Below are 18458 nucleotides of genomic sequence, written 5' to 3' on the forward strand. Positions count from 1 at the left end.
GACCTCATGAAGAAAGCGACCGACCCCATGGACAAGACATCCACCGTTTCCCGCACCGCCTCCGCCAGCCGCCGCCGTTTCGGCGGCCTGGCGCTGGGCGCCGCCGTCGTCTGCGCGCTGGCCTGGCAGGGCAGTTCCTTCGCGCTCGGCGGCGCGGAGGAAGCCGTGCGCATCCCCGCGCCGGCCCAGGACATCCAGGCCGCCGCCGCACCCGGCAAGCTGCAGAAGGCGGTCTTCGCCGGTGGCTGCTTCTGGGGCGTGCAGGGTGTGTTTCAGCATGTCCAAGGCGTGCGCCAGGCCGTCTCGGGTTATGCCGGCGGCGCGGCCAACACCGCCAATTACGACACCGTGAGCGGCGGCCGCACCGGCCATGCCGAGGCGGTGGAAGTGACCTACGACCCGTCCCAGGTCAGCTACGGCGCGCTGCTGCAGGTCTTCTTCTCGGTGGCCCACAACCCCACCCAGCTCAACCGCCAGGGCCCGGACACCGGCACCCAGTACCGCTCGGCCCTGTTCCCCGTGGACGAGGCCCAGCAGCGCGTGGCCCAGGCCTACATCGCCCAGCTGGATGCGGCCCATGTCTACCAGGCGCCCATCGTCACGAAGATCGAGCCCCGCATGGCCTTCTATCCGGCCGAGACCTACCACCAGGACTTCCTGACCGAGCATCCCAACCACGGCTACATCGTCATCAACGACCTGCCCAAGATCGCGGAACTGCAGAAGGTGTTCCCGGCGCGCTACCGGGCCGAGCCGGTGCTGGTGAAGGCGGCGCGGGCTTCCTGAGCCCCGGTCAGGCAGCCTTGGCTTCGGCGCCGTAAGGGCCGATCAGCACATCGGCCGGGATGTGCAGGCCGGCGGCCAGGCGCCGGATCATGTTCAGGGTCAGCGGCCGCTTGCGATTGAGCACTTCGTAGACCCGGTGGGGCGGCCCGATGTAGGGCGTCATGTCGGCCACGGTGAGCCCGCCCTGTTCCATGCGAAAGCGGATCGCATCGATCGGGTCCGGCGGATCGATCGGATGGTGCCGGGCCTCGTAGGCCTGCACCAGTGTCACCAGCACATCGAGACGGTCGCCCTCCGGCGTGTCGAGCCTGGCCGTCATGAGCCCGTCGATCTCGGCCAGCGCTGCGCGGTAGCTGGCTTCGTCCTTCACTGCTTGAATTTCCATGGCCGGGCTCCTTTCAGATGGTTTGCGCGTCGATCGCGTCGTATTGGGCATGCGTGCCGATGAAGCGGGTGTAGGCCGTGCGGTAGTCGTAGTTGATCCAGGTCACCAGCCGGTACTTGTTGCCGCCGAGTTGAAGACGGCGCGGCCGTCCCTGAGGATGCTGACTTTCGGCACCTCTGCCACCAGATCGGCCGGCTGCGCCCATTGCGCAGCAGAAGCCATGGCGAACCAGGCTCTGGCCGGGCCCTCGCAATCCCGATGGGCGGCCTGTTGATAGAAGTCCGACAGCTTTTTGAGGGCAATCACACGCATGCGGGATTCTAGTCCCAAGATGGGACTGGGCCGCAAGCGTTGTGCTCAGCCGTGCTTGGGACAGGGGCGGTGGGCGGTGTCGTCCGGCCGGGGCGACTCGGCTGAGGGAGCGGCCGCCAGCGCCGCCGCGAAGCTGCCGATGCCCGCGCTGCGCAGCGGCCAGAAGGCGATGCCGTGGCGGGCGCACAGGCGCTTCAGGCTGCCGACCGAATCGTGGTCCACGCAATCGACCGGGAACACTACCAACTCGGCCCAGCCGACCTGGGCCACCAGCAGGCCCTTGCGGTCTTCCAGGCCGCCGTCGTGGTGGCGGAATTCGCCGCCATGGCGTTCGACCAGCGCGCGGATGGAGGGGGTGGAACTCGGGCGGCCGCCCACGTAGAGGATGCGGCGGCCGGCCAGGCGGTCGTCGGCACGGGTGGCCGGATTCGCTTCGGCGCCGCCACAGGCCAGCTCCCGCAGCTGGGCTTCGGTGGCGGCCAGTTCGGCGCTCAGCGTGGCGGCATGGCGGCGCAGGTAGGCGGCCTCCTCGCGCAGCTGCGTGGCCGAGTTCAGGGCACGCGCGAGGCCCTGCTCCGCCGCTTCGCGCCGCTGCGTCTGCAGGGCGACCTGCGCGGAGGCGGCCTCGGCCCGGGCGATCCAGTCGGCCGGTGCCGGGGCAGGCGCGGGCGCGGCCTGCGCGGCGGCCAGGCGCTGGCGGGTGTGGTCGAGTTCGCGCTGCAGTTCCTGCAGCCGCATGTCCTGGGCGAGCTGGCGTTCCTGCTGCCGCTCGGCCAACTCACGCAGCCCGGCATTGGCCTGTTCCAGCGCCACCAGGCGGCGGATGTCGGCGCGGTTGGCCGCGCCGACCAGGTGCGAGAGCATGTGCACGTCGCCGAAGACCTTTCTGCGCAGCGGGCTGTCGGCATGGCGGTGGGTGAGCAGGGCCCAGTAGGCGCCGGGGATGTCGCCGTTGCGCCGGGCTTCGTCCCAGAGCGCCAGCAGGGCCTGCGGCTCGTTCACCCGCGAGAAGCGCAGCAGGGTGGCGGCATGCTCGTGGTCCAGCGCCTTGTGCAGGGCTTTCGATGCGGCGCCGGGATGGCTGGCCAGCAGCACCGCCTCGTGGTGGATGTCCAGGTCGCTGGCATCCTGCACATCGATGAAGCGGGCCATCAGCTTGCGCAGGGCGGCGGTCGTCAGGCAGGTGCCGATGACGGAGCACTGGAAGTTGGTGTCCAGCTCCGCCAGCCGCAGGCGGCTGCCGGACGGCGCCGCGGCGGTCTCGTCCGACGCCGGTTCGCAGCAGCCGTCGTGCGCTTGCGGGCCGATGCCGCCGAACGTCGCAGTGCCGGCGAGCTTGAATGGAGGAGGGGTGAGCATGGCTTTGCCGGGTTCGCTATATCTTGCGGACTATAGCGAAACCTTGCATGCCGCGGTGCCGCGAGCGCCGCGGCGAAAGCCTTCTAGGGTGCCAGCAGCCGGTGGATCGCCGAGATATGCGCCGCGCCGGCCAGCCGCGCCGCGTCTTCTAGGGCCCGGTACTGCTTGACCAGTTCCTCGCCCAGCGGCGTCAGCGAGGCGCCGCCGCCGTTGGAGCCCCCGGCCGACTTGGCCACCGCCGGGCTCTTGAAAGCCTGGTTGATCTCCTCGATCAGCGTCCAGGCGCGTTTGTAGGACATGCCCATCTGCCGCGCCGCCGCGCTGATCGAGCCGGTCAACGCGACGGCCTGCAGCATGTCGACCTTGCCCGGGCCGAGCGCGATGCTGTCATCGCGGAGAAAGCGGACGCGTAACTGGACCTTGGCTTGCATGTCGCTGGAGGGGTGGGGCAGGGCCCGCCATCGTAGCGACTGCGGGCGCCTGCGGCCTCAGGGCTCGATATAGCAGTTCAGGCGGGCCAGGGTGGCGTCGACCCAGGAGCGGTCGTAGCTGCCGTCCTTGATGCCGGCCACCATGACGGTTTCGGCGTCCTGCTTCTTGCGGGCGGCGTCGAGCAGGCGTTCCACGTCGTCGAAGGGCACGCAGAGCAGGCCGTCCTCGTCGCCGATCACCAGGTCGCCGGGCTCGATCACCATGCCGTCGATGGCGATGGGCACGTTGATCTCGCCCGGGCCGTCCTTGTAGGGGCCGCGGTGGGTGATGCCGGCGGCGAAGACCGGGAAGCTGCCCGCACGGATCGCGCCCGCATCGCGCACGGCGCCGTTCATCACGAAGCCGCCCAGGCCCTGGTTGACGGCGTCGCCCACCATGATCTCGCCGACCAGGGCGTTGGTCAGGTCGCCGCCGCCGTCCACCACGATGATGTCGCCGGGCTTTGCCAGCTGCAGGGCCTTGTGGATCATCAGGTTGTCGCCCGGCCGGGTCTTCACCGTCAGCGCCGGGCCGGCCATGCGGCCGCCGGAGTGGTAGGGCTGCAGGCGCGGGCCGCCGGCGGTCATGCGGGCCATGCAGTCGCTGACGTTGGCGACCGGCACGTCGAGGAACTGGCGGGCCAGGGCGAGGTCTACGGCGCGGCGGCGCTTGAGGATGCGGAGTCCGTTGTTCATGGTTCTGTCGAGGTTGGTGAAAGAGGGATGGAATCAGTCGAGCTTGATGTCGGCTTCGCGGACCACCGGCGCCAGGCGGGCCCGGTCGGCGGCGTTGACTTCGGCCAGCGCCTGCGGCGGGCCGCCCAGCAGTTCGGCGCCGGTGGCCAGGATCTTGTCACGGACGTCGGCCTGCTGCAGCAGGGCGTTGATCTCGGCGTTCCACTTGTCCACGACGGGCCTGGGTGTGCCGTGCGGCGCCATCAGGCCCCAGAGGCTGGCGAGTTCGGCGCCCTTCACGCCCGATTCCGCGAAGGTCGGCACATGGGGCAGCACCGGCGAGCGTTTGGCGGCCGTCACGCCTATTGCGCGCACCTTGCCGCCCTCGATCTGCGCCAGCAGCGTGGGGATGGAGCCCATGTACATGTCGACCTGGCCGCCGACCAGGTCGGGCAGGGCCTGGGCCATGCCGCGATAAGGCACATGGGTGAACTTCACGCCCGAGGCGTTCTGCCAGAGCTGGGTGACCAGGTGCGAGATGGTGCCGGTGCCGGGCGTGGCCATGGTGAGCCGGCCGGGCTGGGCCTTGGCGGCGGCGACCACGTCGGCCAGGGTCTTGTAGGGCGAGTCGGCACGCACCACCACGACCGCCGCGCCGCTGGCGACGGGCACCAGCGGGTCCAGGTCCTTCACCGGGTCGTAGCTCAGCTTCGAATAGAGCAGGGGGTTGAGGACGACGTTGTCGGTCTGGGCCATGACCAGGGTGTAGCCGTCCGGTTTGGACTTGGCGACGGTGTCCAGCGCCAGGTTGCCGCCGGCGCCGGGCTTGTTCTCCACCGTCACCACCCAGTGCAGCTTGGTGGTGAGGGCGGTGGCCAGCAGCCGGGTCAGGCTGTCGGTGCCGCCGCCGGCGGGGAAGGGCACGATGATCTTGATCGGCCGGTCGGGGTAGCTCTGGCCGCCCTGGGCATGGGCGGCCAGGCCGGTGAGGCAGGCCAGGACGGCGGCCGAAATCGAGATGAGCTTGCGCATGTGGTTTGTCTCCTGTCTTGTCGGTTTTTTTGCGATGCGGGTTCAGGCGGCGTGGGCCTGCAGCCAGCCGAGCGCCTCTTCGATGCTGGGCTCGGGCAGCCCCAGCGGCGCGGCGGCCAGCGCCCGGGCCGTGCGCTGGAAACGCTGCTCCACCCCCGGCAGCACCTGCGAAGGCGCGCCCTGGGCGATGAGTTCCTGCTGCGCGTCGTGCACCTCGTGGGCGCGGCGGCCGGCGTGTACCACATGGGTGCGCACCAGCATGTCGATGAAGTCGCGCAGGGGCGTCTGGTCGATGTCCTGCAGCTGCTCGTAGAGCTTCTGGCGCACGCCCAGGCGCTCGGCGCTCAGCAGCAGTTCCACGCTCAGCGACTCCATGCCCTTGGTGAACACGCTGCGCAGGATCTTCAGCGCCATGGCATCGCCGACAGCGCCGCCGTCTATGGTCTTGACCCGGCCGCCGCAGGGCGCGAGCAGGCGCTGGAATGCTTCCGCCCCATCGCCCGAGGCCAGCAGCGGCGTGCGTTCGCGGCCGCTCAGGATGCCGCCCATGATGGCCACGTCCAGGTAGCGCGCGCCCTGCTGCGCGGTGAGGGCGGCCGCCTCGCGTTTGGTGGCGGGGCTGGCGGTGGTCATGTCGGCCAGCGTGGCGCCGGCCTTCAGATGCGGCGCGATCTGCCGGCTGGCTTCCAGCGCCACCGCGCCGGTCACGCAGCACAGCACCCAGTCGGCCTGCTTCAGCCATTCACCGGGGCGGGATGGATCTCCAGCCCGAGCGAGCCCGCCAGTTCCAGCGCGGCCGGCGAAGGCCGGGCCTCGCACAGGCCGAGCTGGTAGCCGGCCTGGGCCAGCGGCTGCGCGAAACAGCGGCCCACCTCCCCCAGTCCTATCAATGCGACGTCCATGCTGTCTCCTTCTTTATGGCCGAAAGAGTACAAAGAAAAAACATTGAACGCCAGATGCTCGCGGGTATTCACCGAGCGAGGCTATGTTTGTGAGGATTCGCTGGCCGATAAAAGAACATTCCAGGTCGACGAGTCCCCGGCCACGATCCTTAGAATGCAGCCCACCAATCAAAGAGAGCGAGATGGCCGGCGGATCCAGAAAGACCTACGAGGAACTCAAGCTGCGCCTGGTGGCCGGCCACTACAAGCCGGGCACGCAGCTGAAGGAAGAGCCGATCGCCGAGGAGTTCGGTGTCAGCCGCTCCCCCGTGCGCGCGGCCCTGCGCCGGCTGGTGGAAGACGGCCTGGCCACTTCGGACGCCGGCCGCGGCGTGCAGGTGGCGGCCTGGACCGACTGGGACATCGAGGAGGTCTTCCAGCTGCGCCTGCTGCTGGAGCCCTATGCCGCCCAGCTCGCCGCCGAGCGGGCGGATGCCGCGGCGGTGGAGCAGCTCGACGCCAGCAACCGCGCCATGGCCCGGGCCATCGCCGATGCCGGTGAACACACGGTGGTGCAGGTGCAGGAGGCCAACCGCCTGTTCCACCAGACGCTGCTGCATGCCAGCGGCTCGCACCGGTTGATCTCCATGCTGGAGACCATGATCGACATGCCCATCATCACCCGCTCCTTCGAGCTCTACAGCCGCTCCGACATGGAGCAGAGCCTGAGCCACCACCGCGACCTCACCATCGCCGTGCAGGCGCACGACGGCCAGCTGGCCCGGCAGGTGATGCAGCTGCACCTGCAGATGTCGCGCCACCGCTTCATGCGGGCGCGGGGATCGGGCGGGGCCGGCACGGGCGCGCCGTCCTTGGCATAGAGTCGGCCGATGACCTACCTCATCGAACTCCTCGGCCAATACGGCGCCTGGCTCGTCTTCGCCTGGGTGCTGCTGGAGCAGGCGGGGGTTCCGCTGCCGGCCTATCCGGTGCTGATGGTGGCCGGCTCGCTGGCCGCGGTGGGGCAGCTGTCCCTGCCGCTGCTGCTGGCGGTGACGGTGCTGGCCTGCCTGATCTCGGATTTCGGCTGGTACCTGGCCGGCGGGCGCTACGGAGGCCGGGTGCTGCGCACCATCTGCCGGCTCTCGCTCACGCCGGACAGCTGCGTCAGCCAGACCGAATCGGTGTTCGACCGCTGGGGCGCGCGTTCGCTCATCGTGGCCAAGTTCGTGCCCGGCTTCGCCTCGGTGGCCACCGCCATGGCCGGCGCCACCCGGGTGCGGCGCGGCGCCTTCCTGGCCTACGACTTCGTCGGCTCCACGCTCTGGGCGGGCCTGGGACTGGCGCTGGGCTGGCTGTTCGCGCCGGCGGTCGAGACATTGCTCAACACCCTGCAGAGCCTGGGCCACTGGGGCCTGCTGCTGCTGGCCGGAGCGATCGCCATCTATGTGGCGCGCAAGGCCTGGAACCGTGTGAGTTTCCGGCGGCAGCAGCGCATGCAGCGGCTGTCGATCGCGGAGCTGTCGCAGCTGCGCGAGGGCTCGGCCGAGCTGGTGCTGGTCGATGTACGCAAGCGCCCGCTGTGGGAGCGCGAGCGTATTCCCGGATCGGTGTTCTTCGATGCGAGCGAGTGGGAGAGCGCCAGCACCAGTGCGCGGCGCGACGCCACCATCGTCGTCTATTGCGACTGCCCGGCCGAGGCTTCCGCGGTGGTGGTGGCGCGGGCCCTGCGCGAGAAGGGCTTCCGGCAGGTGCATCCGCTGGGCGGCGGGCTCGAAGGCTGGCGCCAGGCCGGCTTCGCCCTGCAGGAGGGGGCCGAAGCCCCCTGAGAAGGTGACCAGCTCTTGCGAATTACTGCTTGACCGATTCGATCTGCGCCACGATGCGCACGTTCTTCGGGAAGCCGTACTGCACGCCGTAGTCCACGCCGAAGGCGGTGCGGTCGATGGTGGTCTCGAAGTCGCCGCCGCAGACTTCGCGCTTGACCACCGGGCTCTGGTAGCAGGCGAACTGGTTGGCCTTGAAGACGGCCGGCAGGGTCTTGCCCTTGATGGTCAGCTCGCCGCCGACCGACACCAGCTTGTCGCCGTCGAAGGTGAACTTGTCGCCGACGAACCTGGCGGTGGGGTACTTGGCGGCGTCGAAGATCTCGGCGCTCTGCAGGTGCTTCTCGAAGGGGGCGAAGCCGGTGTTGATCGAGGTCATGTCCAGGGTCAGCTCGACCTTGCCGGTCTTGGCGGCCTTGTCGAACCGCACGGTGCCTTCCTTCTTGTCGAAGCGGCCGCGGTTCACGCTGGCGCCGAAGTGGCTGATCTCGAAGGTGGCGTAGGTGTGGCTGGGGTCCACCGCATAGGCGGCGGGTTCGGCCTGGGCGACGCCGGCGAAGAGGGTGGCGGCGGCGAGGGCGAAGAGGGATTTACGCATCTGGATTTCTCGGGGTTGGGAAAGGGGAAACGGGAAACGGAAAAAGAAAAGCGGCTCAGATCTTGGGGATGCCGGTCAGGGCCAGCTTGAACTTCACCTGCACGTCGTCGGCCACCATGGAGGTGTCGGCCCACTCGTTCTCGCCGATCTTGAAGGCCAGGCGTTTGATGGCGAAGGCGCCGGTGGCGGTGGTGGTGGCGCCGCTCTGGGTCATGGCGACGGGCACGGTGACATCCTGCGTATTGCCCTTGATGCTGAGCTTGCCGGCCACTTCGTACTTGCCGCCGCCCAGCGACTTGATGGCGCTGGAAACGAAGGTCGCCTGCGGGAACTTGGCCACGTTGAACCAGATCGGCTTGGGCATCTCGGCATCGGACTCCTTCACGCCCAGCGTGGCGCTGCCGGTGTCGATGGTGAAGCTGATCTTGCTGGCGGCGAGCTTGGCGGGGTCGAACACCACCTGGGCATCGAACTTCTTGAACTGGCCTTCCACCGGCACGCCCATCTGCTTGCTGACGAAGGTGATCTGGCTCTGCGCCGGCACCAGGGCCTGCTGCGCGAAGGCCGGTGCGAAGGCGCTGCTGGCCAGGGCCAGGGCGGCCAGGGTCGTCGAATACTTCATGGGATCGCTCCGAAGGGGGAAAGGGAAAAGGGGAAAGGGGGTTCAGCCGCGGCCGGGCAACATGCGCCACAGCAGGCCGTCGCGGTCTATCAGCTGGTGCTTGACCACGGCGGCCACATGCAGCACGACCAGGCCGGCCAGCGCATAGGCGCTGATCTGGTGCCAGGGCTTGATCAGCGCGGCCAGTTCGGGATCGGGCGCCAGCCCCGGCAGCGGCAGCACGCCGAAGAGCACGATGGGAAAACCCGCCGCCGAGCTGTAGGCCCAGCCCACCAGCGGCACGATGAAGAAGAGGGCGTACATCAGGTGGTGCGTGCCGTGGTGCGCCACGTGCTGCCAGCGCGGCATGGCGGCGGACACGGCTTCGGGCAGCTCCGGCGGGCGTCTGGCCAGGCGCCAGAGCAGTCGCAGCACCGACAGCGTGAGGATGGCCACGCCCGCCCACTTGTGCCAGTTGTAGAGCTTGAGCCGCAGCGGCGAGAAGGAAAGGCTGGTCATGTACAGCCCCACCAGGAAGATGCCCGTGATGGCGGCCGCCAGGATCCAGTGCAGGGCGATGGCCACGGCGCTGTAGCGGACGGGGCGGGTGGGGGATGTCGTCATCGGTGGGGCGTGGATTTCCGGGTGAGTCGGCGCTTGCGGGCAGCGTCGCGCCGTCGCAGTCTAGGTGGGCAGGTGTGCAGCATGTTTCAATCAAATTGACGCGACGGTTCAATTTATTTGAATGAAGCCTGCACTGGTTTGTCTCGGGAATGTAATGACCAGGTAAACGGCGCGTCACGGCGGGCGGCCATGCTCATGGTCACTCCCGCTACTGCAAGCCAGCCTGTCGAGCCGGCTCTTATCCAAGATGACTGTCCATTCCCGCACGCCGTCCCCACGGCGCATGCCTGTCGGCGCCACGGCGCTCCTGTCCCTGGTCCTGTGCGGCGCCCTGCAGGCCTGCGGCGGCGGCAACACCCCGGTGGTGCAGACGCCCACACCCGCGCCGACCACCGACGAGCCCAAGCCGGTGGCCGACCAGCCCGTGATCCGCTGCGCCCCCTGAACAGAACCGACCCCGCCCCGACCATGACCACACGCCGCAACCTCCTGCGCAACGCGGGCCTCTCCGCCGCCACGCTCGCCGCCTTCCCGCCCGCCATCCGCCGCGCCCTCGCCATCCCCGCCAACAACGTCACCGGCACCATCCGCGACGTGGAGCATGTGGTGATCCTGATGCAGGAAAACCGCGCCTTCGACCACTACTTCGGCACCCTCAACGGTGTGCGCGGCTTCGGCGACCGCTTCACCGTGCCGCTGCCCAAGGGCCTGAACGTGTGGCAGCAGATCGATGCGGCCGGCAAGGTCATCCTGCCTTTCCACCTCGACGGCAGCAAGGGCAACGCCCAGCGCGCCAACGGCACGCCGCACACCTGGGTGGACAGCCAGAACGCCTGGGACTCGGGCCGCATGTACCAGTGGCCGCGCTACAAGAACGCCATCTCCATGGGCTTCTTCAAGGAGGCCGAGATCCCCTTCCAGTTCGCCCTGGCCAATGCTTTCACCGTGTGCGACGCCTACCACTGCGCCATGCACACCGGCACCGATGCCAACCGCTCCTTCCACATGACGGGCACCAACGGCGCGGTGCCCACCGGCGCCTCCTTCGTCAACAACGAATGGGACTACATCGACGGCCTGCCGTCCTCGGTCAACACCGGCTACACCTGGAAGACCTATGCCGAGCGCCTGGAAGAGGCCGGCGTCAGCTGGATCAGCTACCAGAACATGCCCGACGAATGGGGCGACAACATGCTGGGCGCCTTCCGCACCTTCCGCCGCGCCAACCTGGCCTCGGGCTATCCGGTGGCCAGCGGCGGCTCGCCCGGCTCGGCCTATGCCAACACTGGCCAGGCCCTGCCCTACAAGGCCTACGACGCGGCCACCGACAACGCCGCCAACCCGCTCTACAAGGGCGTGGCCAACACCCTGCCGGGCAGCACGCCCGAGACCTATCTCGACACCTTCCGCCGCGACATCCGCGAGGGCAGGCTGCCCCAGGTCTCCTGGATGAACGCGCCCTCCATCTACTGCGAGCACCCCGGCCCGTCCAGCCCGGTGCAGGGCGCCTGGTTCCTGCAGGAAGTGCTCGATGCGCTGACCGCCAACCCGGAGGTCTGGAGCAAGACCGTGCTGCTGGTCAACTTCGACGAGAACGACGGCTACTTCGACCATGTGCCCTCGCCCTCGGCCCCGGCGCGCAACACCGACGGCAGCCTGGCCGGCAAGACGACGCTGGCCGCCGATGCGATGGCGCCCGAGTACTTCACCCACCCCGCCCCGGCGGGCAGCACTTCGCAGCCGGCGCCGGACGGCCGGGTCTACGGCCCCGGCCCGCGGGTGCCCATGTTCGTGGTCTCGCCCTGGAGCCGCGGCGGCTGGGTCAATTCGCAGGTCTTCGACCACACCTCGGTGCTGCGTTTCCTCGAAGCCCGTTTCGGGGTGAAGGAGCCCAACATCAGCGCCTTCCGCCGCGCGGTGTGCGGCGATCTGACCAGCGCCTTCAACTTCGCCACGCCCAACAGCGAGACCCTGCCCACCCTGTCCGGCCGCAAGAGCCGCACCGAGGCCGACGCCCTGCGCGCCTCCCAGCAGCTGCTGGCCCAGATCGCGCCGCCCGCCACCCAGCTGTTGCCCACGCAGGGCACGGCCACCCGGCCCTCGCGCGCGCTGCCCTACGAGCTGCACTGCAGCGCCCGCAGCGACAGCACCGCCGGCACCCTGCGCCTGCTGTTCTCCAACACCGGCAGCGCCGCCGCCGTCTTCCATGTGTACGACCGCCTGCACCTGGACCGCCTGCCGCGCCGCTACATGCTGGAGGCCGGCAAGACGCTGGACGACAGTTGGGCCGCCATGGCCGACGATGCCGGCCGCTACGACCTGTGGGTGCTGGGCCCCAACGGCTTTCACCGCGGCTTCCGCGGCGACCTGAGCGCCGTGCGCGCGGCGGGCACGGCGGATCCGGAAGTGCGGGTCTGCTACGACATCACCAACGGCAATGTCTACCTGAGCATGCTCAACCGCGGCCAGCGCGCGGCCAAGTTCACCGTGCGGCCCAAGGCCTACCGTGCCGACGGCCCGTGGACCGCCACGGTGGCCGCGGCCGGCTCGGCCGACCAGCACTGGGCGCTGGCCGACAGCAGCCAGTGGTACGACTTCGCCGTGACCTGCGACAGCGATCCGGCCTGGTACCGGCGTTTCGCCGGCCGGGTGGAGAACGGCAAACACACGCTGAGCGATCCGGCGCTGGGGCTGGGCGAGATCTGAGTCAGGGGCGCCGGTCCCGCCATGCCAGTGTCAGCACCACCATCCAGACGCTGACACACAGCAGGCCGGACCAGAGCAGCAGGCCGAAGGCGGCGCCGTCGCGCCACAGGCACAGGCCCGCAGCCAGGGCAGCCAGCGCGGCGGCGAGCCAGCGCAGGCGGCGCACCGGGTGGCGAGCGGCAGAGCCCACAAGGGCTTTCCAATGCCTGTCCATGGCCAGCGCCGCGCAGCCCCAGGCCAGGTACAAGGCGATGGCCGCCGCCAGGAGCGGCCAGCTCATCGCCGCCCCATCCGGCGGGCCAGCACCGCCGCGAGCAAAGCCAGCAGCAGCAGGGCGAGATCGACGCCCCACACCGCGGCCAGCGCCGGCGCGGGGCCGGCTCGATAGGCATCGGTCGTGAGCGCGTTCAGCGCCACGCAGGACAGCGCCAGCACCGCCACCACCCACAGCTGATCCCGCCAGGCCGCGGCGCCCCGCCAGCCCGCATGGCCGAAGCAGGAGATCCATGCCAGGAAGAAGCACCACACCTCCAGCTCCGCACGGCCCCAGCCGGCGAGCCCGGCATCGGCCGGCAGCAGCCGGTTGCCGGCCAGGAAGGCGAGCGTGGCCACCACGATGCCGGCCACGCTGCCGATACAGACCGCCTGCACCACCCGCCGCCCGGCATGGTCGTGCACCGGCTGCCGCGCGGGCCGCGACTCCAGCCAGAAGACCATGCCCGCACCGATCATCACGCAGCCCCCCAGCCCCAGCAGGAAGTAGAGCCAGCGCAGCGGCCAGTGGCGGAACTGCACGAAATGCAGGCCCGACAGGAAGCGCTGCACCCGCATCACCGGCGCCGCCTCGAAGCGCCGTAGCAGCCGGCCGGTGGCGGCGTCGAAATAGAGCTGGTCGAGGTTCATGGTGACTTCGCCCGCATAGGAGCGGCGCAGCTCCACATAGCTGTTGGCATCGCCCGGCAGCCAGACCCGCACGAAGTAGGGCGCGCCGCCGCCCCACAGACGATCGGCCTCGGCCGCCATGGCATCGAGCGAGGCGGCCGGCGGCGCGGGCGTGCCCGCGCGCGGCCGGCTGTAGCGGCCATAGGCCTCGGCCTGGAACTGCGCCTTGCCCCGCGCGCCGGCCTCGAAGGCCGACTGGTAGGCGCCCGGGAAATACATGCCGAAGAAGATCGCCAGGCCCGACAGCGCGATCATGAAGAAGAAGGGCAGGCCGACCACGCCGCTGACGTTGTGCAGGTCCAGGCTGCTGCGCGCCAGGCGTTTACCGGGACGGAAGGTGAAGAACTCGGCGAAGAGCTTGCGGTGCACGACGACGCCCGACACCAGCAGCAGCAAAAGCGCCATGGCCGCCGCGCCGACCAGCCACTTGCCCAGGTCCAGCCAGGCGATCTGCAGGCCGTAGTGGAAGGGGTAGAAGAAACCGCTGGCGCCCAGCGTCCCGGGTTCCGGCAGGGGCGCGAGGCTGGCGGGATCGAGCCGCCGCGAGACGGCGGCGCATTTGGCCGGCTGGGCGGAGAAACGCAGCACCGGCGTGCGATCGGTCGCCAGGTCGATGCGCCACTGGCGCGCGCCGGGCGGCACCAGCGGCGCGACAGCCTGGGCGATTCGGTCCAGCGCGGGCTCTGCTGTCGGCGCGGCCAGCCGGGTCGCCGGCATCATCCAGCGGTCGATCTCGCGGTCGAAAACACTCAGCGTGCCCATCCAGAAGACGGCATAGAGCAGGCCCGCGAAGACCACGCCGGCCCAGCGGTGTACGCCGTTCAGGCGCTGGCGCAGCGGCTGCATCAGATCGCCCAGCGCAGCAGCGCGGCCAGGCCGGCGGCCGAGATGCCGAGCCCCGCGCACAGCCGCACGAAGCTCGGATGCGCCAGTCCCCAGAGCAGCAGGCCCAGGTAGAGCAGAAAGCCCGCCAGGCAGGCCGCGGTGACGGCCTCCGCGCCCGCCATGCCGGCGCGCGCCAGCAGCCCGGCCAGCAGCAGCACCGCCAGCGTGGTCACGCCGAAGCCGCCGCCCACGGCGGCGAGCAGGCGCAGCAGCAAGGACAGCCGCATCGCGTGCTTCAGAAGTCGAGCGAGTAGCCCAGCGTCAGCGTGCGGCCCCGGCCGGCGAAGTAGCGCAGCGGCTCCACCAGCGCGCTCTGCGAGTAGTACGTGATGTAGTCCTTGTTGAACAGATTGGCCACCGCCAGGCGCACGGTGCCCTTGGGCAGCTTGTAGGCCATGCTGGCGTCCACCAGGGAATAGCCGCGGAAGTTCTTCTCGGGCTCGTCGAAGCTGCGGCTGAAGGCGTGCTGCACCTGCACGAAGGAGCTGAGTTTGTCGCTCCATTGCGAAGTCCAGCTGCCGATCAGGCGGTCGGGCGCGATGTTCAGGCCGTCCAGCCGGGTGTCGAGTGTGCCGTCGTCGTTGCTGTCGTAGCGGCCGGTGGTGCGCGAGTAGGAGAGCTTGCCCTGGTGCGCCCGGCTGAAGCGGTAGCCGACGCTGGCGTCCAGCCCCTCGATGCGGTTCTTCTCGCGCGCCGCCAGGAAGGCGTCGCCCACCCGCACCACCCGCGAGCCGTAGTCGGAATCCGAGCGGAAATAGCTGGCGTCGAAATCCCAGTCGCCGCGTTTGTAGCGGCCGCCGAACTCCACGCTTTTGGTGACGATGGGCGCCAGGCTGCTCAGGTTGGCGATGCTCTGGTTGGGAATGTTGATGGCGCGCAGCACCCGGCCCACGTCCGGCATGCCGAAGCCTTCGGAGTAGCTGGTGTAGAGATTGAGGTTCTGCACCGGCTCGAAGACCAGGCCGATGTTGTAGAGGGTCTTGTCGAAATTGAGCTTGCCGCCGCCCACGTTCACCCGGTTGTAGCGGGCCAGAGACTGGTAGCTGTCCACCTCCAGGTCGGCCGATTCCTTGCGGATGCCGCCGTGCAGCGTGAGTTTGTCCAGCAGCTTGTATTCGGCCTGGGTGAAGAGCGAGAAGTTGCGGTACTCGGAATTGGGCACATAGGTGCGGCCGGTGGTGTAGAGGTCCTGCTTGCCCTTGTCGAACAGGGTGTCGAAACCGGCGGTGAGCTTCAGGCGCTTGTCGAGCAGGTCGGCCTTGCTCAGGGTGAGCTTGCTGCCGGTCTTGGACGAGGTGGCGCGCGACTGGTCGTACAGCGTGCCGTTGGGCGCGATGCGGGTGTCCTGGAAGGTGGCGGAATTGTCGGCGCCGAACAGGGCCTCGAATTCCTGGTGGAACACCATGGCCTGCAGCTCCATGCCGGCCAGGTCGTAGTGGCTGTAGGTGGCGCTGGTGGTCCACACATCGTTCCAGGGCGGGGTGCCCGGCGGCGTGCGTTCGATGGAGGTGGTGGGGATGCCGCGCGCCCGGTCGCCGGCCACTGCGGTGTAGCTGGCTTCGGACTTGATGCGGTAGCGGTTGAGCGAGAAGCCCAGGCGCTGGTTGTCGTCGATCCAGTAGCCGACCTTGCCCAGGAAGTCGTAGGTGCGCGAATCCATCAGGTCGCCCTGGGTGTTGTCCACGCCGATGGAGCGGCCCCTGGCGTCGCGCCACAGGCCCTGGTCCTCGAAGCTGAAGCCGATGAGGTAGTCGAGCTGGTCGAGGCGGCCGTCGGCGCGGTAGCTGGTCTTGGTGCTGAGGGTTTCGCCGTCCAGCTTGCGGGTGGGCATGGTGGTCTGCACATCCACATGCTGGTTGAAGCTGCCCTTCTCGGGCCGGCGGGTGATCAGGTTGATGGTGCCGCCGGTGGCGCCCAGGCCGTTGATGGCGTTGGCGCCCTGGATCACCTCGATGCGGTCGAGCATCGAGAAGTCGATGGTGTGCGCCTCGCGGCCGGTGGGCCGGATCGGGTTGGACTGCGGCACGCCGTCGATCAGGATCAGCGGCGTGCGGCCGCGCAGGGTCTCGCCGCTGCCGTTCATCTTGCCGCGGCTGGGGGTGTAGGAAGGGATGAGGTTGCTGAGCGCATCCGATGAGTTGGTCGACAGCGCGAGCTGCCCGGCGATGGCCGCCTGGTCGATCACCTGCACCGTCTGCGGCGCCTTGGCGGCCTCGATGTTGGAGCGCGAGGCGGAGATGGTCACTTCCTGCAGCGGGTCGTTGCGGCTGCCGGCGACGGCGGCGGGCGCTGCAGCTTCGGCGCCGGGCGTTGCGGCGGCGGGCACCAGGCGGTAGCCGGCGGGGGTCTTGTCCACGGCCAGGCCGCTGCCCTTGAGCAGCTCGGCGAAACCTTCGTCCACCCCGTGCGGGCCGCTCAGGCCGGGCGACTGCAGGTTCGCGGTGCGGCGCGAATCGACGGCGATGGAGACACCCGCCTCCTGCGCGAAACGGGTCAGCGCCGCCGCCAGCGGGCCGGCGGGAATGGCGTAGCTGCGCGCCTGGGCGAAGGCGGCGTCCGGCGCGGCCAGGGCGGCGGCCGCCACGCTCAGGTGCAGGGCCAGGCCCAGGGGCAGCAGGCGGCGGCGGGGGGCCAGGGTCTTCTTGCGGGTCACGGGTTCAGGCTTTCCGGTTGTGTTGCTTCATCCCTCATGACGGATGAGCGCGGAAAACCGGAACCGGTCGCAGAAATTATTTTTGGGCCTGCGCCTCGGCCAGTTCCACCCAGGCCCAGCGGCCGGCCAGGGTGCGCAGGCGCAGTTCGGGGAAACTGGCCAGCAGCAGCTGCAGGGCCTCGTCGGGCCGGTCCAGCGGCAGCACGGCGGACACGCGCAGGCCCTGCAGCGCGGCGGCGTCGTAGCGGATGCCGCCGGGCCGGTGGCGCGAAAGCTGCGCCAGCACCTCGGGCAGCGGCCGGTCGTTGAGCACCAGCTGGTGGCGCTGCCAGCCTTGCTCGATGCGCGCGGCATCCAGGTGCTCGATGGCGGAGAGGCCCTGGCGGGTGAGCAGCAGGCGTTCGCCGGCATGGACCACGGTGGCGGCCTCGGGGCTGGCCAGGGCCTGCACCGAAACCTTGGATTCGAACATCTCGACGCGGGTGCGGTCCTGCTCGTGGCTCACCGCGAAGCGGGTGCCCAGGGCGCGGATGCGGGCCAGCGGTGTCTCCACATAGAAGGGGCGGGCGGCGTCGTGCGCTACCTCGATGCGGATGTCTCCGTGGCGCAGCCGGATGGTGCGGCTGGCCGCGTCGAAGTGCAGGTCGATGGCGGCGCGCCCGCTCAGGGTGATGCGGCTGCCGTCGGGCAGGGTGCGGCCGACCCAGTCGGTCTCGCCGCTGCGCAGGTCGGCCAGCAGGTCGCCGGGCGAGCCGCCGGTCAGCGCCAGGCTGGCCGTGAAGGCCATGGCCAGCACCACCAGCAGCGCGCCGACCCGCTGCCGGCGCGCGCGTTGCCGGCTCCGGCTGCCCAGGGCGGCATCCAGCGCGGCACGGGCCGGGCGTGTGTTGCCGTCGCTCGCCTGGCCCACGCCCTGCACCCGCTCGATGAAGGATTCGATCCGCTCTGCGGCCTGGGCATGGCGCGGGTCGGCCGCCTTCCAGCGGGCGAAGCCCTGCCGGCAGCGCGCCCGCTCGGCCGGGTCGTCGCCGCCCAGGCGCACCAGCCAGTCGGCGGCCTGCTCGGCCAGGCGGTCGGCTTCGCTGCGTGCCTGCTGCGCCACCTCAGTCCTCCAGCCGGCGGTGGCAGTGCAGCAGGGCCTGCACCAGGTATTTCTGCACCATGCGGGTGGAGACGCCCAGTTCCGCCGCGATGCGGGCATGGGGCTCGCCGTCCAGGTAATGCAGCAGGAAGGCCTGGCGGGCCCTGGCGGACAGGCCATCGAGCGCCGCCTCGATCTGGCTCAAGGCCTGCAGCGTCTCCAGCAGCTGCTCGGGGGAGGGCGCGCCTTCGAGCGGGTCGGCCAGCAGGCTCAGTTCGCGCAGGTAGGCGTCTTCCAGGGCCTTGCGCCGGGCTTGGTCGATGATCAGCCGCTGCGCGGTGGTGACCAGCCAGGCCCGCGGCTCGCGCACGCCCAGCAGGGCATCGCGCGAGGCGAGGATGCGCACGAAGGTGTCCTGCGCCAGGTCGGCCGCGTTGTCGGCGCTGCCCAGCTTGCGGCGCAGCCAGCCGAACAGCCAGCCGTGGTGGTCGGCATACAGCGTGTGCAGGTGATCTTGCGACGTGCTCCCTCCTGCAGACATGCTGGTTTGCGCTCCCTGGCTCAACGCCGGTTTTATTTACGAATAGTTCTCATTAGTTTACATGGCGTCGGAAAAGAGGCCCCGCAACCCATAATCGCGCC

The 18458-nt window shown here is 69.6% G+C and carries 23 protein-coding genes; 5 read left to right on the forward strand and 18 right to left on the reverse strand.

Annotation, left to right across the window (positions count from 1 at the left end; translation table 11 throughout):
* The first annotated feature begins 6 nt into the window (after positions 1–6).
* The gene (gene msrA / locus GT347_RS21670; protein ID WP_229722420.1) at positions 7–786 is read left to right on the forward strand and encodes a peptide-methionine (S)-S-oxide reductase MsrA; all 780 of its coding nucleotides are present in this window, start codon (positions 7–9) and stop codon (positions 784–786) included.
* Positions 787–793: 7 nt separating this feature from the next.
* On the opposite strand, the gene GT347_RS21675 is transcribed toward msrA, so the two are convergent.
* The 9 genes from GT347_RS21675 to GT347_RS27975 form a co-directional block, all read right to left on the reverse strand.
* A complete protein-coding gene (locus tag GT347_RS21675; RefSeq protein ID WP_160554168.1) occupies positions 794–1171 on the reverse strand; it encodes a helix-turn-helix domain-containing protein in 378 nt (125 codons plus the stop codon).
* 13 nt (positions 1172–1184) lie between these two features.
* Entirely contained in the window at positions 1185–1277 is a 93-nt protein-coding gene (locus tag GT347_RS27965; protein ID WP_326830363.1) for a type II toxin-antitoxin system HigB family toxin, read from the reverse strand.
* Complete coding sequence (locus tag GT347_RS27970) at positions 1274–1483, reverse strand: hypothetical protein (RefSeq protein WP_326830364.1); 210 nt, start codon at positions 1481–1483, stop codon at positions 1274–1276. Before GT347_RS27970 ends, GT347_RS27965 begins: the two co-directional genes overlap by 4 nt.
* A gap of 45 nt (positions 1484–1528) precedes the next feature.
* A complete protein-coding gene (locus GT347_RS21685) occupies positions 1529–2842 on the reverse strand; it encodes a DUF2325 domain-containing protein (protein WP_160554169.1) in 1314 nt (437 codons plus the stop codon).
* An 83-nt stretch (positions 2843–2925) separates the two neighbouring features.
* A complete protein-coding gene (locus GT347_RS21690; RefSeq protein ID WP_160554170.1) occupies positions 2926–3273 on the reverse strand; it encodes a winged helix-turn-helix domain-containing protein in 348 nt (115 codons plus the stop codon).
* Between the two features lie 57 nt (positions 3274–3330).
* Entirely contained in the window at positions 3331–4008 is a 678-nt protein-coding gene (locus GT347_RS21695) for an RraA family protein (RefSeq protein ID WP_160554171.1), read from the reverse strand.
* A gap of 33 nt (positions 4009–4041) precedes the next feature.
* Positions 4042–5019: a Bug family tripartite tricarboxylate transporter substrate binding protein gene (locus GT347_RS21700; protein ID WP_160554172.1), complete on the reverse strand. Its 978-nt coding sequence runs from the start codon at positions 5017–5019 to the stop codon at positions 4042–4044.
* 42 nt (positions 5020–5061) lie between these two features.
* Entirely contained in the window at positions 5062–5739 is a 678-nt protein-coding gene (locus GT347_RS21705; protein ID WP_326830365.1) for an NAD(P)-dependent oxidoreductase, read from the reverse strand.
* A gap of 14 nt (positions 5740–5753) precedes the next feature.
* Positions 5754–5921, reverse strand: coding sequence for a hypothetical protein (locus tag GT347_RS27975; RefSeq protein ID WP_326830366.1), 168 nt, complete (start codon positions 5919–5921; stop codon positions 5754–5756).
* Between the two features lie 182 nt (positions 5922–6103).
* Here GT347_RS27975 and GT347_RS21710 point away from each other — a divergent pair, with 182 nt between their 5' ends.
* On the forward strand, positions 6104–6781 hold the full coding sequence (locus GT347_RS21710; protein WP_160554173.1) for a GntR family transcriptional regulator: 678 nt from the start codon (positions 6104–6106) through the stop codon (positions 6779–6781).
* Between the two features lie 9 nt (positions 6782–6790).
* Complete coding sequence (locus GT347_RS21715) at positions 6791–7729, forward strand: rhodanese-like domain-containing protein (protein ID WP_160554174.1); 939 nt, start codon at positions 6791–6793, stop codon at positions 7727–7729.
* A 22-nt stretch (positions 7730–7751) separates the two neighbouring features.
* Here the strand turns inward: GT347_RS21715 and GT347_RS21720 are convergent, their stop codons facing one another.
* From GT347_RS21720 to GT347_RS21730, 3 genes are read right to left on the reverse strand one after another with little or no spacing between them, the layout of a single operon-like run.
* Positions 7752–8324: a YceI family protein gene (locus GT347_RS21720; RefSeq protein ID WP_160554175.1), complete on the reverse strand. Its 573-nt coding sequence runs from the start codon at positions 8322–8324 to the stop codon at positions 7752–7754.
* Between the two features lie 55 nt (positions 8325–8379).
* Positions 8380–8946 (reverse strand): YceI family protein, encoded by a 567-nt coding sequence (locus tag GT347_RS21725; RefSeq protein WP_160554176.1) that lies wholly within the window; start codon positions 8944–8946, stop codon positions 8380–8382.
* 42 nt (positions 8947–8988) lie between these two features.
* Complete coding sequence (locus tag GT347_RS21730) at positions 8989–9549, reverse strand: cytochrome b (protein ID WP_160554177.1); 561 nt, start codon at positions 9547–9549, stop codon at positions 8989–8991.
* A gap of 247 nt (positions 9550–9796) precedes the next feature.
* Here GT347_RS21730 and GT347_RS21735 point away from each other — a divergent pair, with 247 nt between their 5' ends.
* Both GT347_RS21735 and GT347_RS21740 read left to right on the forward strand, forming a co-directional pair.
* Complete coding sequence (locus tag GT347_RS21735) at positions 9797–9994, forward strand: hypothetical protein (protein ID WP_160554178.1); 198 nt, start codon at positions 9797–9799, stop codon at positions 9992–9994.
* 23 nt (positions 9995–10017) lie between these two features.
* Positions 10018–12255: a phosphocholine-specific phospholipase C gene (locus GT347_RS21740; protein WP_160554179.1), complete on the forward strand. Its 2238-nt coding sequence runs from the start codon at positions 10018–10020 to the stop codon at positions 12253–12255.
* Between the two features lies 1 nt (position 12256).
* On the opposite strand, the gene GT347_RS21745 is transcribed toward GT347_RS21740, so the two are convergent.
* The 6 genes from GT347_RS21745 to GT347_RS21770 form a co-directional block, all read right to left on the reverse strand.
* Positions 12257–12535 carry a DUF3325 domain-containing protein gene (locus tag GT347_RS21745; RefSeq protein WP_160554180.1) on the reverse strand — a complete coding sequence of 93 codons (279 nt, stop codon included), beginning with the start codon at positions 12533–12535 and terminating at the stop codon, positions 12257–12259.
* Positions 12532–14043 carry a PepSY-associated TM helix domain-containing protein gene (locus GT347_RS21750; protein WP_160554181.1) on the reverse strand — a complete coding sequence of 504 codons (1512 nt, stop codon included), beginning with the start codon at positions 14041–14043 and terminating at the stop codon, positions 12532–12534. The genes GT347_RS21745 and GT347_RS21750 overlap by 4 nt, the downstream gene beginning before the upstream one ends.
* Positions 14043–14309 carry a hypothetical protein gene (locus GT347_RS21755; RefSeq protein WP_160554182.1) on the reverse strand — a complete coding sequence of 89 codons (267 nt, stop codon included), beginning with the start codon at positions 14307–14309 and terminating at the stop codon, positions 14043–14045. The genes GT347_RS21750 and GT347_RS21755 overlap by 1 nt, the downstream gene beginning before the upstream one ends.
* A gap of 8 nt (positions 14310–14317) precedes the next feature.
* Positions 14318–16735, reverse strand: a complete 2418-nt coding sequence (locus GT347_RS21760; protein ID WP_229722421.1) for a TonB-dependent receptor domain-containing protein — start codon at positions 16733–16735, stop codon at positions 14318–14320.
* 76 nt (positions 16736–16811) lie between these two features.
* Positions 16812–17837 (reverse strand): FecR family protein, encoded by a 1026-nt coding sequence (locus GT347_RS21765; protein ID WP_229722422.1) that lies wholly within the window; start codon positions 17835–17837, stop codon positions 16812–16814.
* Position 17838: 1 nt separating this feature from the next.
* Complete coding sequence (locus GT347_RS21770; protein ID WP_160554184.1) at positions 17839–18357, reverse strand: sigma-70 family RNA polymerase sigma factor; 519 nt, start codon at positions 18355–18357, stop codon at positions 17839–17841.
* Positions 18358–18458 lie beyond the last annotated feature (101 nt).

Source organism: Xylophilus rhododendri, assembly GCF_009906855.1.
Taxonomy (GTDB): domain Bacteria; phylum Pseudomonadota; class Gammaproteobacteria; order Burkholderiales; family Burkholderiaceae_C; genus Xylophilus; species Xylophilus rhododendri.

Coding starts and splice junctions, on each gene's coding strand:
- GT347_RS27970 (WP_326830364.1), bottom strand. CDS start 1,483: ATGCGTGTGATTGCCCTCAAAAAGCTGTCGGACTTCTATCAACAGGCC.
- GT347_RS21770 (WP_160554184.1), bottom strand. CDS start 18,357: ATGTCTGCAGGAGGGAGCACGTCGCAAGATCACCTGCACACGCTGTAT.
- GT347_RS21725 (WP_160554176.1), bottom strand. CDS start 8,946: ATGAAGTATTCGACGACCCTGGCCGCCCTGGCCCTGGCCAGCAGCGCC.
- GT347_RS21715 (WP_160554174.1), top strand. CDS start 6,791: ATGACCTACCTCATCGAACTCCTCGGCCAATACGGCGCCTGGCTCGTC.
- GT347_RS21720 (WP_160554175.1), bottom strand. CDS start 8,324: ATGCGTAAATCCCTCTTCGCCCTCGCCGCCGCCACCCTCTTCGCCGGC.
- GT347_RS21675 (WP_160554168.1), bottom strand. CDS start 1,171: ATGGAAATTCAAGCAGTGAAGGACGAAGCCAGCTACCGCGCAGCGCTG.
- GT347_RS21730 (WP_160554177.1), bottom strand. CDS start 9,549: ATGACGACATCCCCCACCCGCCCCGTCCGCTACAGCGCCGTGGCCATC.
- GT347_RS21750 (WP_160554181.1), bottom strand. CDS start 14,043: ATGCAGCCGCTGCGCCAGCGCCTGAACGGCGTACACCGCTGGGCCGGC.
- GT347_RS21735 (WP_160554178.1), top strand. CDS start 9,797: ATGACTGTCCATTCCCGCACGCCGTCCCCACGGCGCATGCCTGTCGGC.
- GT347_RS21740 (WP_160554179.1), top strand. CDS start 10,018: ATGACCACACGCCGCAACCTCCTGCGCAACGCGGGCCTCTCCGCCGCC.
- GT347_RS21700 (WP_160554172.1), bottom strand. CDS start 5,019: ATGCGCAAGCTCATCTCGATTTCGGCCGCCGTCCTGGCCTGCCTCACC.
- GT347_RS21695 (WP_160554171.1), bottom strand. CDS start 4,008: ATGAACAACGGACTCCGCATCCTCAAGCGCCGCCGCGCCGTAGACCTC.
- GT347_RS21685 (WP_160554169.1), bottom strand. CDS start 2,842: ATGCTCACCCCTCCTCCATTCAAGCTCGCCGGCACTGCGACGTTCGGC.
- GT347_RS21755 (WP_160554182.1), bottom strand. CDS start 14,309: ATGCGGCTGTCCTTGCTGCTGCGCCTGCTCGCCGCCGTGGGCGGCGGC.
- GT347_RS21710 (WP_160554173.1), top strand. CDS start 6,104: ATGGCCGGCGGATCCAGAAAGACCTACGAGGAACTCAAGCTGCGCCTG.
- msrA (WP_229722420.1), top strand. CDS start 7: ATGAAGAAAGCGACCGACCCCATGGACAAGACATCCACCGTTTCCCGC.
- GT347_RS21690 (WP_160554170.1), bottom strand. CDS start 3,273: ATGCAAGCCAAGGTCCAGTTACGCGTCCGCTTTCTCCGCGATGACAGC.
- GT347_RS21745 (WP_160554180.1), bottom strand. CDS start 12,535: ATGAGCTGGCCGCTCCTGGCGGCGGCCATCGCCTTGTACCTGGCCTGG.
- GT347_RS27975 (WP_326830366.1), bottom strand. CDS start 5,921: ATGGACGTCGCATTGATAGGACTGGGGGAGGTGGGCCGCTGTTTCGCG.